The sequence below is a fragment of the Sphingomonas rhamnosi genome (genome assembly GCF_036663615.1).
Taxonomy (GTDB): Bacteria; Pseudomonadota; Alphaproteobacteria; order Sphingomonadales; family Sphingomonadaceae; genus Sphingomonas.
Window position 1 is genome coordinate 131,491 of sequence record NZ_JAXOJJ010000004.1, and the last position, 15,714, is coordinate 147,204.

A 15,714-nucleotide genomic window follows, 5' to 3' on the forward strand; every position below is an offset into this window, starting at 1 on the left:
CACCGGGCAGGGCAGCGGCAGGAGGATGTGCGTGGACATCGTTGCCCTGAAACAGCTTGCGGCTCGCGCGCTGCGCGAACAGCGCGTGGACGACGCGATCGATGCGTATCGCCGGGTACTCGCCGCCGACCCGGAGTCGACCGACTCCTGGTACAATCTCGGCTATCTGCTGCGCTGCGCACGATCGTATGAGGCCGCGCTCGACGCCTATGGTGAGGCCCTCGCGCGCGGCATCGGGCGACCCGAAGAGGTGCATCTCAACCGTGCGGTGATCCTGTCCGAATTCCTCGTGCGCAACGGCGATGCGGAGCGCGAACTGCGCGCCGCGGTGGCGGGCAACCCACGGTTCGTGACCGGCTGGCTCAACCTCGGCCTGCTGTACGAGGATCGCGGCGATGCCACCGCCGCGCGCGACAGCTATGGACGTGTCCTCGCGCTCGATCCCGCGCACCCGCGTGCGCTGGCGCGGCTGAGCGCGATCGACATGTTCGAAGGCAAGGCGCGCGTCGTTCCGGCCCGGCTGGCAGCGGTGCTGGGCAAGCCGCGTCTGCCCGCGGCTGACGCGGCGGAGATCGGCTTCGCGCTCGGCGGCGCGCTCGATGCGCTCGGGCGGTACGACGATGCGTTCGCGGCCTATGCGCGCGCGAACCAGGCGGCGCAGGCGGCAGCGCATCCGTCGCACCGCTATGATCGGGCTGCCCAGGAACGGCTGGTCGACGCGCTGATCGCCCTGCCGCCGGCACCGCCAGCCACCGACGATTCCTGGTCGCCGCTGTTCGTCTGCGGGATGTTCCGATCGGGGTCGACCCTTGTCGAACAGATCCTGTCGCGTCACAGCCGCGTTACCAAGGGGGGCGAGCTCGAGATCCTGCCGGCGCTGGTCGCCACGCGGCTGCAACCCTATCCCGACACGCTTGCCGCGGCCACGCCAGAGACGCTCGCCGCGCTGCGCGATGCGTATCTGCATGAGGCGCGCGCGCTGTATCCGGATGCCGATATCCTCACCGACAAGCGCCCCGACAATTTCCTGCATATCGGCCTGATCAAGCACCTGTTCCCGTCGGCCCGGATCGTCCACACGACGCGCGACATGCTCGATACGATGCTGTCGGTCTGGTTCCTGCACTTCGACGACAGCGTCAGCTATGGCCATTCGCTCGACGATATCGCGCACTGGTTCGGCCAGTATCGGCGGCTGATGGCGCATTGGCACCGGCTATACAGTGGCGATATCCATGACGTCGCCTATGAGGACGTCGTGAGCGCGCCGCGCGCGACGATCGGCGCTCTGCTCGACTTCGCCGGCCTGGACTGGGAGGACGCGGTGCTCGCCGACCAAGGCGCGGGCGGTGTCGTCCGTACCGCCAGCGTGTGGCAGGTCCGGCAGCCGCTGCATGGGCGCTCGGCAGGCCGCTGGCGGAACTACGCGCAGCATCTGGAGCAGTACCGCGCGCAACTCGACGAACCCTAGGGCGCCACGCCGCCCTGACCGCTGATCCGGAACACGTCGCGCAGCAGACGGCGTTCCTGCGCGGTGAGATGCGGGTTCCAGACGTCGAGGATCAGCACGATGCGCGGCGCGTCGCTGCGGTTCCAGGCCTCGTGCTCGATCGTGTCGTCGAACGCGAACGCCTCGCCCTCGCGCCACGCACGCGTTTCGCCGCCGACGCGGAAGCTGCACCCTTCGGGCACGACCAGCGGCAGATGGACGATCGTCCGCGCGTTGGTGACGCCGGTATGCGCCGGGATGTGCGCGTGCGGCCGCAGGATCGAAAAGAAGGCCGTCGGTGCCTTGCCGGGGATGTCGGTCTGCGGCACCGCCGCCAGCGCCGCGGCGGTCGCCGGGCAGCGATCGCAGGCGGCATCGTTGCGCACCCCGAACTCCCATAGGAAGCACGCGCTCCAGTCGGCATTGTTGTCGAGCGCGGACCATTTGTTCTGCGGCGTGCCACGATCGAGCCGGACATAGGGGCGGATCGGCGCGTCGTCGGACGCGACCAGCGCCAGCGCTTCCGCGCGGATCGCGGCGGTCTGCGCTTCCAGCGCGGCGAACCAGGGGAAGGCGGCGGAATCGAAAAACTCGTCAGCAGGCAGGAACGGCACGTGCACGCCCGAACACTGGTTGGTGTAGATCGCACGTCTGCCGAGCATATGGTCGATGCACGCGGTGATCCGCCGCGCCCCGGCGTCGCCCAGCGCCGAGCCGAGCTCGCCGGCCAGTGCCGTGCCCAAGGTGGCGGTGTGATCCGCTAGGAACGCGCGGCCGCGGACCAGCGCGTCCTCGATCCCCGGCGGTCGTTCGGTCATCGCGGTGGCCATCTGCACGACCCCCGACCAGCCCTGCGCCGCCGCGATCGTGTCGCCGCGTCGCTGGTGGAGTTCTGCCATCCGCAATTGCGCGGTGAAGTTGAGCCGGTCGATCGCCAGCGCGGCGTCCAGCGCGGCGCGTTCGCCAGCGTCGTTGCCGCGCGTCCGGTGGATCGTCGCCTGATTGATCCACAGCACCGGCTGGCCCGGATCGCGCGCGGCGGCGCGTTCGAAACAGGTCAGCGCCTGGTCGAGATCGCCGTCGCCCAGCGCGCGCATGCCGCGCGCATTGAGGATCTGCGGATGGTCGGGCGCGGCGCGGAGCGCGTCGTCGAGCAGCCGGCGTTCGCCGGCGGCATCGCCGCGCTGCCGCGCTGCGAGTGCGGCGTTGACGAACGATGTGGCTGTGGGGGGAATGTTGGCCATCGGCTCTATCCTCTACCTTGGGTCGGCATGCGCAAGTGGCGACCGCGCCCGCCAACGAAAAAGGGGGCAGCCTGGCGGCCACCCCCTTCGATCGTTCGCGGCAGGTGCGCTTAGAAGCGCAGCTTGCCCGAGACGCTGAACAGACGACCGAGGACGTCGTAGGTCGCGGGATAGGTGTTGCCGCTGTTGTACGCGGTGGACCCGGCCGACGAGCCGACCAACGGCGCCTTCTTGCCCGTCAGGTTGCGCAGCGACCCGGTCAGCGTGAAGTTGTCGTTGACTTCGAACTGCACCGACGCGTCGAGGTAGTTGTAGGCCTCGATCTTGTTGAAGTTGTACTGGCCGCCGGCCAGCGGCGACGGACCGGTCACCGTGCCGTTGAACAGGTTCCGCGAGGTAGCCGAGAAACCGCGTGCCGCGAAATCGTCCGCCTGGCCCTCATACTGAACCGCGCCCAGGTGACGCCACAGCAGCGACAGCGTGGCCGGCCCGTAGGACAGGCTGGTACGCTGGTTCCACTGATACTCCGGCTGGATCGAGGTGCAGTTAGTGCTGTAATAGCCCACGCAGTCGCGGTTGTAGCCGGTCGGCGATGCCTGGAAATAGCGATGCGCGGTCCAGGTGCCCTGGAACCCGATGTTGAACCCGAAATCACCGAAGTCGCGGGCGTAGTTGGCGGTCAGGTCGATACCGTCGGTCGCCAGGCGGCCGCGGTTGGTCAGCGGCTGCGGCAGGCCGGGGATCGTTGCGCTCGAACCGCTCAGGCGACCCGTCGTGGTGCCGCGACGGATCGAGGTACATGCAGCCGAGGCAGCTTGCGCCGCGGTGATCGCAGACGGGTTGGAGCCGAAGCAGTCGCTGAGGATGTCGCTCGGCTGTGCCGAGGTGATCGCGTCCTTCACCTTGATGTTGAAGTAATCGACCGCGACGCTGAGGCCCGGCACCAGACCGCGCGGCTGGATGACGACGCCCAGCGTATAGGTGTCGGCCTTTTCCGGACGGATGTTGACGCTGCCGCCGCCGGTCACGTTGACCTGGCCTGCCGACGGTTCCTGGATCGTGCCGATTACCGCCGCCGGTGCACCCTGGTTGCGGCATGCGGCGGTCAGGTTGACGTTGCCGACCGGACGGGCGCCGACGCAGGGGTCGAGCCCTGGTGCGAGGTTGTCGAGGCCGGTGACGACGGGCGAGAACAGCTCGTCGATGTTCGGCGCACGCACCGCGCGCTGATAGACGCCGCGGAACTTAATTTCCTCGACCGGCTCGAAGCTCGCACCGCCCTTGTACGTCCAGGCGTTGAAGCTCGGATTGTTCGCCGCCTGGACCTTGTAGTCCGAATAGCGGAAGCCGCCTTCGAGCGTCAGCGAATGGAAGAACGGACGCCCGGTGACCAGCGGCGCGATGACCTCGCCGAACACCTCGCGGACGTCGAAGCTGCCCGAGAATGGCAGGATCGCGCCACCGGCGCCGCCCAGTTCGCCTGGCGACAGCGCATAGGCGTCGGGACTGCGGCGATAGCTGTACTTGCGATACTCGCCGCCCAGCGCGAAGCCGATCGGCTGGTCCGCGAAGGGCGAGGTCGTGCCGAAATCGCCGTTGAGAACGGCCTTAGCCTGCGACAGCGCGGTCTTGATGCGGATCGAGCTCTCGCCGTTCAGGAACGCCGCCTGCGCCGCGGTGATCGACCCGGCTTCGCCGAACAGGTTGAGCGGGACGCAGCCATTGGTCGTGACGTTGCAGGTCGTGGTGTTGGTCGCATTGAGTGCCTGCTGGACACGGCTGCGCAACACATAGCCCGACTGGACCTGCGTCAGTTCGCTCTCGCCATAGGCGCCCGATACATCAAGCTTGACGTGATCGGAGAAGCGCAGGCGCAGGCCGGCCTTATAATCGAAGACCTGGGTCGTATAGTCGGACACGCGCGGTCCGAGTTCGACCGAACGGCGATAGACCGCGGGCAACAGGATCGCGGGATTGGTGTTGCACGCCGCTCCCAGTGCGATGCCGTTGAGCGTGCAAAGCTGATCACGGATGCCTGCGGGCAGATACGGGTTGTTGCCCGGAACCGTCAGCTGTTCGCCGAACACGCCCGACGGCGCGATGATCGTGCTGACGGTGTTCTTCGAGAACAGCCCGCGCGTATAGACTTCCAGGTTGTCGTTGATCTCGTAGTTCGCCTGCGCGAAGATGTTGTAGCGCTTGAACGGCGTCTGGAAGATATTGTACGGGTTGAAGTTGAAGCCCTGATATTGCGGCACCAGCGCGGTGCCCGCGGGATTGATCTGAAGATCACCGCTGGAGAACGAGATCGTCGTCGGCACGCTGGTGAAGGACGAGCCCGACGCCACACCGTTGCCCGAGCCGATCCCGAAGACCGAGACGTCGCGGTCGCCCTGGTACAGCGGATCCGCTTCCTGGTAGCCCAGGCTCAGCACGGCGTTGCCGCGACCATCGTCGAAGTTCGCACCGATCGTCAGGTCCGCGCGAAAATAGTTCGAATCGCCGTCCTCGGTGACCTGCTGGCTGGCCGATGCCTCCATGCCGGCGAAGTTCTTCTTGGTGATGAAGTTCGCGACGCCCGACACTGCGTCGGCGCCATAGGTGGTCGACGCGCCGCCGGTCAGGATGTCGACGCGCTGCAGCAGCGCGACCGGGATGTTGTTGAGATCGACCGTGCCGTTCTGCTGCGCGGGGACGATCCGGTCACCATCGAGCAGCACCAGGTTGCGCTTCGATTCCAGGTTGCGAAGGTTGATCGTCGCAAAGCCGCCATTGCCGTTGTTGGTGGCCGAGCCGAGGCCCGCGACCGCGCCCGGCAGTTCGCGGATCACCTGTTCGACGTTGTTGATGTTGCGCAGCGTCAGTTCGTTCTCGGAGACCACGTTGACCGGGCTTGACGAGACGAGGTTGGGGTTGCTGATCAACGTGCCCGTGACGACGATGTCCTGGCCCTCTTGGGCCGGCGGGGGCGTGTTGGGATCCTGCGAAACCTGCTGGGTTTCCTGCGTGGCGGGCGTGATCTGCGCGGTGGCAGGCGCAGCGAACACGGCCGCCCCCGCGAACAACGTCGACGCGAGCAGGCGCGAACGGACGGTCATCTGCATCATAAACCCCTTTTTCAATTGTCTTACGGTGGTTCGGCAGAGACTTTGCTCCGTTTTTCCGACCACCTTGGCGCCATGACTAGGATATGTTCGCAACAACTCGCAATCATGCGTGCGATATTCGGTTACGTTTGTGCAGACTCTGTGTCCTGTTCGTCACAAAAGGGAAGCATTACTGTCGCCGAATAAGGAAGTGTTGCTGTCGTTGCCTGTGCAGGATCATCACGCTACCCTGCGGAAAACATCGGGGGATCGCATGCGACGCGCAGTATTGGCAGTTTCGGTTGCAACGATGGCGGCGACGCCGGTTGCGGCACGGGAGCGCGAGGCGGCGACCCCGTCAAAGGCGCTCGACGACTTGGCGCGGTGCGTCGACATTGCGCAGGATGCCGAACGACTTGCGTGTTTCGACCGCACCGCCAAGGCCGTCGTCAGCGGGCAGCGCGCGAAGGACTTCGTCGTTCTCGACCGCGCCGAAGTGCAGCGCGCGAAACGATCGCTGTTCGGATTCTCGCTGCCGTCGATCAAGCTGTTCGGCGGGGGCGACGACGAGCAGGCGCTCAAGCAGTTGACCGCGGTCATGCGGAGTAGCGTGTCGCTGCCCGGCGGGCTGATGCGGTTCGAACTCGACGACAACAGCGTCTGGGAAACGACCGATCAGGTCATGCTGCCACCGCGCCGCGGCGACACCGTGACGATCAAGGCCGGCGCGCTCGGCAGCTATGTCGCGACCGCGCCCGGCCGGCGATCGCCGCGCGTGCGGCGTCTGCGCTAGCGCGGGTGGCGCGCAAACGCCGGTTTTTGACCGCGACCCTGCCCGACGGTTACGTCAAGACGATCGGCCCGACCGCCGATGCGTTCACGCACTACTGGCGGATCGTCGCGGTGCTCGCGAACGGCAAGACCGAAGTGTTCTGGGGCCATACGCGATCACTGGCCGAGGCCAAGCGCAAGCGGACCGCCACCACCGATGCGGCGCGCATGCGGGGCTGGACCCGCCACGCGTTCGAGATCGTCGAACTCGTCGAGACCGACGCCTAGCTGTTGGCGCGTGCAAACGCCGCGGCGTCGGCGACTTGATCGGCCGTCGGGGTCACGCCCGTATACAGCGTGAACTGGTCCAGCGCCTGCAACGTCGCGACCTCGGTGCCGGTGATCGTGCGTTTACCGGACGCTGCGGCAGCGCGTAGGAACGGGGTCTCGGGCGGATATTGCACGACGTCAAACGCGGTGCTGGCCGCCGCGATCGTTTCGACCGGAAACGCTAGTGTCCCTTCGTCCGGCCCGGTCATGCCAATCGGGGTCGCGTTGATCAGCAGCGCCGCGCCCGGATCGACCGCCACGCTCCAGCCGAAGCCGTATTGCTCGGCGAGATTACGCGCCGCCGGCTCGTTGCGTGAGACAATGCGGCCATCGCAAAACCCGGAATCGCGCAACGCCGCGGCCACAGCCTTCGCCATGCCCCCCGAACCGCGCAGCACGAACCGCGTCGCGGGGTCGATTCCGGCGAGCAACGTGACCACCGCGGCATAATCGGTGTTGTGGCCGGTCAGCACGCCATCGTCGTTAACGATCGTGTTGACGCTGTCGATCACCGCCGCCGACGGCGCGAGCCCGTCGAGCAGTGCGATCACCGCTTCCTTGAACGGCATCGAGATCGCGCATCCACGGATCCCGAGCGCGCGGATGCCGCCCACTGCGCCTGCCAAATCCGCAGTCGAAAACGCCTTGTAGACGTAATCGAGTCCAGTCAGCGCGTAGAGGCGGTTATGGAAGCGCGTCCCGAAATTGCCGGGCCGCGCCGAGAGCGACATGCAGAGTTGCGTATCACGACCGATCAGCGGCTTCGGGGGCGTCGCGCTGTCGGTCATGTGGGGTCCTTGCTACGGTGTCAGTCGATCCGGTACTGGATCGGCTTGAACGCGCCGCCGTTGGACTGCAACGCCGAACATGCGGTCAACCCGATGACGAGGTCCATCTCGGCGCGGAACACGATCGTGTCGCCCGCCTGGCTGAGCGGCGGTTCGACCGTGAAGGTGCCCGTCGTGCCGTCGATCGGGACGTTCATGAAACAGTTGAACGCGATCGGGATCATGTCGGGCTCGACACCCCAGGGGTCGAGCGCTTCGGCAAGGTTGCCGAAGCAGCCACGGTGCGGATCGGTGTCGCCATAGATGATCGCGAACGTCTCCTTCGAACACGGCGTCAGCAGGAAATCGTGCCGGCCGACATCGTCGGACACGATGTTCAACATCACGTTGCTGCGGTTCGAATAGAGCGGATCGCCGGTCGTCAGATATAGCCGGCTAGCGTAATCGAGCGTCCGTCCCGACGATAGCACCTCGCGGATGTCGGCGCGGTTGAACGCAAGCAGATCGGCGACCTGCCGACCCTCGGGATCGATCACCGTCAGAGTCTGCCCTCGGTCGAGCGTAAAGCCTGCGCCCGACTGCGGCGGGATCGTCTGCACGTCACCCATGCGCTTCACCTCGCTTGAACGGACATTTCCACGATTCGTCGACGACGCGGCCGCTATACTGGCGTGCTTCACTGGACTCCCCGTGTCGCGCCAGCATCGGATTCTCGCTGCCCGCATAGACCAGATCGCGCGCCAGGATCGACGAGCGCAGCTTGTCATAACGCTGCTGGGTGCGCAGCACCTCGAACTGATCGTGCAGATTGAACACCATCGCCGGCGATTCGAACCGCCGCGCGGGGCGGCTGGCGTTGGGGTGCAGCCCAACCACGAAGAAGGCCTCGCCCGAGAAGCTCAGCGAGAAATGGGGATCGTCGGGGTCGCTGCTGACGCTGGGATCGGGCCGGTACCCCAGCCATTCGTCCTTGTCGCTCAGCGACTGCGCGCGCGCCCACAGATGCGCCTCGAACTGCTCCTCGGTCAGCAGCGCAGGCGCCTCGAACAACACGACGAGCGTACGAAAGATCGCGCGGTCGTCATGATATTTGCGCACCGTCTCGCCGAGCGCCGGCAGGATACGCATGTCGTCCCAGGCCGACCGCACGTCGCGCGCGACGATGATGTCCATCTGCCCGCGTCCAAGGGCCGATTTGGCGCCGACACACGGGAATTGCGGGGCCTCGACAGTCGCGATAAACGCCTGGGCCAACGGGTGATCATTCTGAAATATCGGTCGATACATGGTCGCCGAGGAACACTCGGGCGGGGCTAATGTTTCACATGCGACGACATGCATTGACCTATGTAAGTACGAATCCTGCGGTTGTGCGGGTGCCGAACACCGGGAAAAAGGGGGCGCGATGCTAACCGGAAAATTTCTGCTCGGTCGCGGTCGCGACGAATTGAGCGACGACGAGATCCGCGTGATCGAAGACAGTGTCGCAGGGGTCCGGTCGCTGCCGGCGCGGCACCAGCTGGTGCGTGCGGGCGACCCGGTCGACAGCAGCACGCTGCTGCTCGAAGGGTATATCTGCCGCTACATGGACGACCGCGAGGGGCAGCGACAGCTCGTCGCGGTGCACGTGCCCGGCGATTTCGTCGATCTGCACGGCTTTCCGATGAAGCGGCTCGATCACGACGTCGCGACCCTGGGTCCGGCGAAGGTTGCGACGTTCGACCATCGCACGCTGACGACGATCACCGAACGGTTCCCACATCTCACGCGGATGCTGTGGTTCAGCACGTTGCTCGATTCGGCGATGCACCGCGAATGGATCTTCCGGCTCGGGCGGCTGGGCGCCGAGGGGCGGCTCGCGCATCTGTTCTGCGAATTGCACGTCCGGCTCGAGATGGTCGGACTCGCCAAGGACGGGGTGTTTTCGCTGGCAATGACGCAGCCCGATCTTGCCGAAGCGTGCGGAATTACCGGCGTCCACGTCAACCGCGTGCTGCGCAGCCTGCGCGAGCGCGGCGCGATGACGTTCAAAGGCAGTGAAGTGCGGATCCTCGATCGCAAGGCGCTGGAGCGGATCGCCGAGTTCGAGCCCGACTATCTGTATGGCAGCCGGCTCAACCCGAAGGATCAGTCGCGCTGATCTTCGTGTTCGGGCGCGATGCCGGCCGGCCGGCCAGTTGGCGGGAGCGGTAAGGCGGTGAGCGCCGGGAGACGGATCGGGGGTTATACCGCCCGCCTTTCTCTCTATGGTGCCCGGCACATCGACCGGGAGTTCCATGTGAAGTCTTTCTATTTCGCCGCCGGCGCCGCGCTGCTGCTCGCCTCGACCGCAGCCATCGCCCAGAAGGCGACCGCGCCAGCCCCTGCCGCCAACCCGCTGCTCGCTGAGTGGACCGGCCCCGATGGCGGGGTGCCGCCGTGGGACAAGGTGCGGCCCGAGCTGTTTCCGCCCGCCTTTGCGACTACGCTGGCCGAGCGCGCCGCGGAATACCGGACGATCGCCGACAATCCGGCCAAGCCGACGTTCGCGAACACGATCGTGCCGATGCAGTTGGCGGGCAAGCGTTACGGCCAGGTGATGACGTTGTTCGGCGTGATGACCGGCAATATGAACACGCCGGCGTATCAGGCGCTCGACCGCGAATGGTCGCCCAAATTCTCCGCCGCGTCGGACGCGATCACCTTCGACAAGCCGCTGTTCGCACGCATCCAGGCGATCTACGACACGCGTAATTCCAGTGGGCTGAACGCGCAGCAGATCCGCCTCGTGACGCGGATCTACGATAGCTATGTGCGGCAGGGCGCCAAGCTCGACGACGCGCAGAAGGCGCAGCTTTCGCAGTATAACCAAAAGCTTGCGACCGCGTTTTCGACGTTCGGCGAAAAGCTGCTCGCCGATGAGAGTACGGCGATCACGGTCACCGACGAGGCGCAGCTCGCCGGCCTTCCCGACAGCGTGAAGGCGGTCGCCAAGGCCGCCGCCGTCGAGCGCAAGCTGCCGGGCTGGGCGATCGTCAACACGCGCTCGGCGGTCGATCCGGTGCTGACCTATGCGACCGACCGTGGCCTGCGCGAGAAGGTGTGGCGCGCGTTCGTCAATCGCGGCGACAATGGCGACGCAAACGATACCAACGCGACGATCGCGCAGATCGTCAAGCTGCGCGCCGACCGCGCGCATCTGCTCGGGTTCAAGACGCATGCCGACTGGCGGATGCAGGACACGATGGCCAAGACTCCCGCCGCGGCGATGGACCTGATGATGCGCGTCTGGCCCGCCGCAAAGGGCCGCGTCGCCGAAGAGGTGGCGGATATGCAGAAGGTCGCGGGCACGTCGCTGACGATCGAACCGTGGGATTACCGCTTCTACCAGGAGAAGGTGCGTAAAAGCCGGTACGACCTGGATCAGGCGCAGCTGAAGCCGTATTTCGAGCTCGGCAACATCATCCAGGGGTCGCTCTACGCCGCCAACCGGCTGTACGGGCTGAACTTCAAGGAGATCACCGGCACCGTGCCGGTGTTCGAGCCCAACATGCGGGTGTGGAGCGTCACCGACCGCAACGGCAAGGATGTCGGCCTGTTCTACCGCGACGATTTCGCGCGAACCGGCAAGCGTTCGGGCGCTTGGGCGAACACCTATCGCGGCCAGCGTGGACTCGCCCCGGCGCAGCTAGTGCTGTCTTCCAACAACAACAATTTCGCCAAGGGCGCGCCCGGCGAACCGATCCTGATCAGCCTCGACGACGCGCAGACGCTGTTCCACGAATTCGGCCACGCGATCCATGCGATGCTGCAGAATGTGGAATATCCCGGCCTAGCCGGCACACCACGCGACTTCGTCGAATATCCGAGCCAGGTGAACGAGCATTGGCTGCTGACCCGCGACGTGCTCGACAAATATGCGCGGCACTACCAGACCAAGGCCGCCATGCCGCAGGACCTGCTCGACAAGATCGAGAAGTCGCGCACCTTCAACCAGGGCTTCGCCACCGCGGAATATCTGTCGTCGGCGATCGTCGACATGAAGATCCACACCGTCCCCGACGGGGTGATCGATCCCGACAAGTTCGAGGCCGCGGCGCTCGCCGAAATCGGCATGCCCAGGCAGCTCGTGATGCGGCACCGCGTGCCGCAGTTCCAGCATCTGTTCGCATCGGACAGCTATTCGGCGGGCTATTACAGCTACCTCTGGTCCGAGACGATGGACGCCGACACGTTTGCCGCGTTCGAGGAAGCCGGCAGCCCGTGGGACAAGGCGACCGCCGACAAGTTCGCGCGCGTTCTGCTGTCGACGGGCAACGAGACCGACCGGGCGGAGGCGTATCGCGCGTTCCGCGGGCGTGATCCGGACGTCAATGCACTGCTCAAGAAGCGCGGCTTTGCCACGCGGGGGACGAAATGATGGAACGCGACCAGAAGACCCGCCTAAAATCGATCCTCGGCGGCTCGGCGGGCAATCTCGTCGAATGGTTCGACTGGTACGTCTATTCGGCGTTCGGGCTGTATTTCGCGCCGGTGTTCTTCCCGAAGGGCAATTCGACCGCGCAGCTGATGAGCGTCGCGGCGGTGTTCGCGGTCGGATTCCTGATGCGGCCGATCGGGGCGTGGGTGATGGGCATCTACGCCGACCGCAGCGGCCGCAAGGCGGGGCTGACGCTGTCGGTGACGTTGATGTGCGCGGGCTCTTTCCTGATCGCGATCACGCCGGGGTTCGCGACGATCGGCTGGGTGGCACCCGCGCTGCTGGTGTTCGCTCGGCTGATCCAGGGGCTCAGCGTCGGCGGCGAATATGGCGCCAGCGCGGTGTATCTGTCGGAGATGGCGGGCAAGTCGCGACGCGGCTTCTTCTCCAGCTTCCAGTATGTCACGCTCATCGCCGGGCAGCTGCTCGCGCTCGGCGTGCTGTTGCTGCTGCAGGCGACGCTATCGACGGCGCAACTCGACGAATGGGGCTGGCGCATTCCGTTCGCGATCGGCGGCGTGCTTGCGCTCGTCGTGTTCCGCATCCGTCGCGGGTTGCTGGAGACCGAATCCTACCAGAACGTCAAATCGGACGGTGCCCCCAAGTCGAGCGGATGGCAGCTGTTCAGCAAGTATCCGCGCGAGGCGTTCACTGTACTGCTGCTGACCGCGGGCGGTACGCTCGCATTCTACGCCTACACCACGTACATGCAGAAGTTCCTGGTCAACACGAGCGGGTTCAGCCGCGAATCCGCGACGCTGATCATGACCGCCGCGCTGGCGCTGTATGCGGCGTTCCAGCCGGCCGCGGGCGCACTGTCGGATCGCATCGGACGCAAGCCACTCATGGTCGGGTTCGGCATCGCCGGCGTGCTGTTCACCGTGCCGATCTTCACCGTGCTAGAGACCGCGACCAACCCGTATCTGGCGTTCGCGCTGGTCGTCGCGGCGCTGTTCATCGTCACCGGCTACACCGCGATCAACGCGGTGGTGAAGGCGGAGCTGTTCCCCGCGCATATCCGCGCACTGGGCGTCGCGCTGCCCTATGCGCTGGCCAACACGATGTTCGGCGGCACCGCCGAATATGTCGCGCTGTGGCTCAAGAACGAGGGCATGGAGCGCGGCTTCTACTGGTACGTCACCGCGATGATCGGCGTATCGCTGATCGTGTATCTGCGGATGAAGGACACCCGGCTGCACAGCAAGATCGCGGAGGACTGACCCCTTAGGCGTCGCTTTCCGCTACCGTCTTGACCGCCTGGACCGCCGGATAGGGCATCACCAGCGACCCGTCCGGCGCGGCGGTCAGCGTGGTCTGGGTGGGGAAGGCGATCTCGATCTTCTCGTCGTTGAGGCGTTGCAGAATGGCGATCCCGACCGCGGTGCGGCCGTCGTAGAACGCCTTGTAGTCGGGGCCGTCGCTGTCGAACTGCACTTCGAAATCTAGGCTGGAGGCGCCGAACCCGGTGAACCCCGCGCGGATGAAGGTCTTGCCGTTCGCCTCGACGATCTCCTGCAGCATGTCGGGGATCCGTGCGCATACCTCGGGCGGCGTGAAATAGGAGACGCCGATCACGAATTTCGCGCGGCGGTGGTTGCGCTGCGTGTTGTTGAGGATCTCCTTGTCGAGGAGGTTCTTGTTCGAAATGATCCGCTCTTCGCCGTCGATGCCGCGGATGCGCGTGGATTTCAGGCCGATGCCCTCGACGCTGCCGGACGCGGTGTCGTAGCTGATATTGTCGCCGCGGCGGAACGGGCGGTCGAAGATGATCGCGAGGGCGGCGAACAGATCGGCGAAGATGCCCTGCGCGGCCAGCCCGATCGCGATGCCGCCAACGCCCAGACCCGCGACCAGGCCGGTGACGTTGACGCCCAGATTGTCGAGCACGACGACCAGCGCGACCGCGAACAGCACGAGCGTGACGAGCAGGCGAATAAGCCCCATCGCCGACAGCAGCGCTTCGCCCGAATAATGTTCGGAGGCGGTGCGATGCTCGATCGAGCCGAGGATGATCTCGCGCGCCCAGATCGCCGCCTGGAACACCGACGCGACGGTCCACAGGAAGTTGACCGTCGTCGACACCTCCTGAGGGGCGCCCGCATAGCCGACGACTAGTTTGACCGCGAGCATGACGATGAAGAAGTTGTTGGTCCGCACGATTGCGCGACCCGCAACGCTGGTCCAGCCGAACCGCGCGCGGTCGCCGTCGCACAGCTTGCGGCCCAGCCGGCGCGCGGCGTGCAGCGCGATCACGATCACCGCGCCAGCCGCGAACGCGATCAGGATCTTTACCCAGTTGGTGTGGATCCAGAGCGTGCTCGATTCGAAGAACGTCTGGACCTGCGCCTGGATATCGACGGGTTTGATCAACGGGGCTTTGGCAACGGTCGGCGTTTTGGACATTCGATAACTCTCGTCAGGCGGCTTTCGCGATCGGTGCGGCGATCGCCGCCACCAGCGCGGGGGCGGCGGGCGTCCCGGCCTCGAGGAATTTGATCAACCCGCATTCCTCGCGCGTCAGATAGCGTTTGGCGCGGGGCAGGCGGAGCCCCGCGCGAAAACTGGACTGTCCCTTTTTCACCAGGTCGATGAGCGAGGGATGAACATAGCTCTTGCGCGCGATCGCCGGGGTGTTGCCGAGCTTGGCGACGACGGGTTCGAGCATCGTCTTCAGGCTGAGGTCGCGCTCGGCGGTGGCGAGCGCCTCGAACGCCGCGACGCTGGCGGCCCAGGTGCGGAAATGCTTGGCGGTGAAATCCTCGCCGGTCGCGGCCTTGATATAGGCGTTGACGTCGGACGAGGTGACCGGGTGCGCCTCTCCGGCGTCGTCGAGCCAGGCGAACAGATGCTGTTCGTCGAGATCGGCCATTTTCTTTACCACGCTGGCCAGCGCGCGGTCGGCAACCTTCAGCGTGCGCTCCTTGCCGGACTTCCCCTTGAACTGCAGTTTCAGCGTTCCGCCGCTGACCGCGCCATGCCGTTTGCGTAGCGTGGTTGCGCCGAAGCTCTCGTTCGCCTCGGCATAGGCTTCATTGCCGACGCGGATATGCGCGGTGTCGAGCAGGCGGACGACCGCGGCGACCGCGCGGTCGCGGGTCAGCGTGCGGGTGGCGAGGTCAGCTTCGACGCGCTTGCGCAGCTTGGGCAGGGCGTGACCGAAATTGGCGCAGCGTTCGTACTTCGCGGCGTCCTGCGCTTCCCGAAAGCCCAGATGATAGCGATATTGCTTACGACCCTTCTCGTCCCAGCCAACCGCCTGGATATGACCATTCGGCTTGGGGCAGAACCACGCATCGCCATAGGCGGGCGGCAGGCCGATCGCGTTCAACCGGTCGATCTCGTCGCGATCGGTGATGCGGACGCCCTTGGCATCCCAATAGCCCCAATTGTCGTGGACCTTCTTCCGGGTGATGCCGGGCTTCGAGTCGTCGGAATACACGATGCGTGTCGCCAAATGCGTCGCTCCTTTGGCCTTTCGAAATGTTCGACGCGACGCATCGTTCCGGAACGCGGCGGGGCGGCCGCGTGTTCTGGGGATAAGCAATCA

Annotated in this window: 13 protein-coding genes; 6 read left to right on the forward strand and 7 right to left on the reverse strand. The window is 65.6% G+C overall.

What is annotated here, in order from left to right; all coding sequences use genetic code 11:
• Positions 1 to 31: 31 nt before the first annotated feature.
• Positions 32 to 1,471: a tetratricopeptide repeat-containing sulfotransferase family protein gene (locus U1701_RS10205; RefSeq protein WP_332782459.1), complete on the forward strand. Its 1,440-nt coding sequence runs from the start codon at positions 32 to 34 to the stop codon at positions 1,469 to 1,471.
• Here the strand turns inward: U1701_RS10205 and U1701_RS10210 are convergent.
• Positions 1,468 to 2,733, reverse strand: coding sequence for an aspartyl/asparaginyl beta-hydroxylase domain-containing protein (locus tag U1701_RS10210; RefSeq protein WP_332782460.1), 1,266 nt, complete (start codon positions 2,731 to 2,733; stop codon positions 1,468 to 1,470). The two genes, U1701_RS10205 and U1701_RS10210, sit on opposite strands and share 4 nt — an antisense overlap.
• A 110-nt stretch (positions 2,734 to 2,843) precedes the next feature.
• Positions 2,844 to 5,837, reverse strand: a complete 2,994-nt coding sequence (locus U1701_RS10215; RefSeq protein WP_332782461.1) for a TonB-dependent receptor domain-containing protein — start codon at positions 5,835 to 5,837, stop codon at positions 2,844 to 2,846.
• 256 nt (positions 5,838 to 6,093) lie between these two features.
• Between U1701_RS10215 and U1701_RS10220 the strand changes: the two genes are divergently transcribed.
• Together U1701_RS10220 and U1701_RS10225 are read left to right on the forward strand one after the other, a co-directional pair.
• Positions 6,094 to 6,612: a hypothetical protein gene (locus U1701_RS10220; RefSeq protein ID WP_332782462.1), complete on the forward strand. Its 519-nt coding sequence runs from the start codon at positions 6,094 to 6,096 to the stop codon at positions 6,610 to 6,612.
• 5 nt (positions 6,613 to 6,617) lie between these two features.
• Positions 6,618 to 6,878, forward strand: a complete 261-nt coding sequence (locus U1701_RS10225) for a hypothetical protein (protein ID WP_332782463.1) — start codon at positions 6,618 to 6,620, stop codon at positions 6,876 to 6,878.
• Here U1701_RS10225 and U1701_RS10230 read toward each other — a convergent pair.
• Genes U1701_RS10230 through gntA form a run of 3 tightly spaced genes read right to left on the reverse strand, consistent with a single transcriptional unit; the run spans position 6,875 to position 9,049 of the window.
• Complete coding sequence (locus U1701_RS10230) at positions 6,875 to 7,708, reverse strand: shikimate 5-dehydrogenase (RefSeq protein ID WP_332782464.1); 834 nt, start codon at positions 7,706 to 7,708, stop codon at positions 6,875 to 6,877. The genes U1701_RS10225 and U1701_RS10230 overlap by 4 nt on opposite strands.
• Before the next feature lie 20 nt (positions 7,709 to 7,728).
• Entirely contained in the window at positions 7,729 to 8,316 is a 588-nt protein-coding gene (locus tag U1701_RS10235; RefSeq protein WP_332782465.1) for a DUF1989 domain-containing protein, read from the reverse strand.
• The gene (gene gntA, locus U1701_RS10240) at positions 8,309 to 9,049 is read right to left on the reverse strand and encodes a guanitoxin biosynthesis heme-dependent pre-guanitoxin N-hydroxylase GntA (protein WP_443026031.1); all 741 of its coding nucleotides are present in this window, start codon (positions 9,047 to 9,049) and stop codon (positions 8,309 to 8,311) included. Before gntA ends, U1701_RS10235 begins: the two co-directional genes overlap by 8 nt.
• Positions 9,050 to 9,113: 64 nt before the next feature.
• On the opposite strand from gntA, the gene U1701_RS10245 reads away from it, so the two are divergent.
• The 3 genes from U1701_RS10245 to U1701_RS10255 all read left to right on the forward strand — a co-directional run bounded on the left by U1701_RS10245 (position 9,114) and on the right by U1701_RS10255 (position 13,387).
• Positions 9,114 to 9,848 carry a Crp/Fnr family transcriptional regulator gene (locus U1701_RS10245; protein ID WP_332782467.1) on the forward strand — a complete coding sequence of 245 codons (735 nt, stop codon included), beginning with the start codon at positions 9,114 to 9,116 and terminating at the stop codon, positions 9,846 to 9,848.
• A 138-nt stretch (positions 9,849 to 9,986) separates the two neighbouring features.
• Positions 9,987 to 12,107: a M3 family metallopeptidase gene (locus U1701_RS10250; protein ID WP_332782468.1), complete on the forward strand. Its 2,121-nt coding sequence runs from the start codon at positions 9,987 to 9,989 to the stop codon at positions 12,105 to 12,107.
• On the forward strand, positions 12,107 to 13,387 hold the full coding sequence (locus U1701_RS10255) for an MFS transporter (protein ID WP_332782469.1): 1,281 nt from the start codon (positions 12,107 to 12,109) through the stop codon (positions 13,385 to 13,387). The genes U1701_RS10250 and U1701_RS10255 overlap by 1 nt, the downstream gene beginning before the upstream one ends.
• Positions 13,388 to 13,391: 4 nt before the next feature.
• Here U1701_RS10255 and U1701_RS10260 read toward each other — a convergent pair whose 3' ends face one another.
• The gene (locus tag U1701_RS10260) at positions 13,392 to 14,570 is read right to left on the reverse strand and encodes a mechanosensitive ion channel family protein (protein ID WP_332782470.1); all 1,179 of its coding nucleotides are present in this window, start codon (positions 14,568 to 14,570) and stop codon (positions 13,392 to 13,394) included.
• Between the two features lie 13 nt (positions 14,571 to 14,583).
• Positions 14,584 to 15,621: a DNA topoisomerase IB gene (locus U1701_RS10265; RefSeq protein ID WP_332782471.1), complete on the reverse strand. Its 1,038-nt coding sequence runs from the start codon at positions 15,619 to 15,621 to the stop codon at positions 14,584 to 14,586.
• Positions 15,622 to 15,714 lie beyond the last annotated feature (93 nt).

Coding starts and splice junctions, on each gene's coding strand:
- U1701_RS10245 (WP_332782467.1), top strand. CDS start 9,114: ATGCTAACCGGAAAATTTCTGCTCGGTCGCGGTCGCGACGAATTGAGC.
- U1701_RS10260 (WP_332782470.1), bottom strand. CDS start 14,570: ATGTCCAAAACGCCGACCGTTGCCAAAGCCCCGTTGATCAAACCCGTC.
- U1701_RS10210 (WP_332782460.1), bottom strand. CDS start 2,733: ATGGCCAACATTCCCCCCACAGCCACATCGTTCGTCAACGCCGCACTC.
- U1701_RS10220 (WP_332782462.1), top strand. CDS start 6,094: ATGCGACGCGCAGTATTGGCAGTTTCGGTTGCAACGATGGCGGCGACG.
- U1701_RS10255 (WP_332782469.1), top strand. CDS start 12,107: ATGGAACGCGACCAGAAGACCCGCCTAAAATCGATCCTCGGCGGCTCG.
- U1701_RS10230 (WP_332782464.1), bottom strand. CDS start 7,708: ATGACCGACAGCGCGACGCCCCCGAAGCCGCTGATCGGTCGTGATACG.
- U1701_RS10215 (WP_332782461.1), bottom strand. CDS start 5,837: ATGCAGATGACCGTCCGTTCGCGCCTGCTCGCGTCGACGTTGTTCGCG.
- gntA (WP_443026031.1), bottom strand. CDS start 9,049: ATGCATGTCGTCGCATGTGAAACATTAGCCCCGCCCGAGTGTTCCTCG.
- U1701_RS10235 (WP_332782465.1), bottom strand. CDS start 8,316: ATGGGTGACGTGCAGACGATCCCGCCGCAGTCGGGCGCAGGCTTTACG.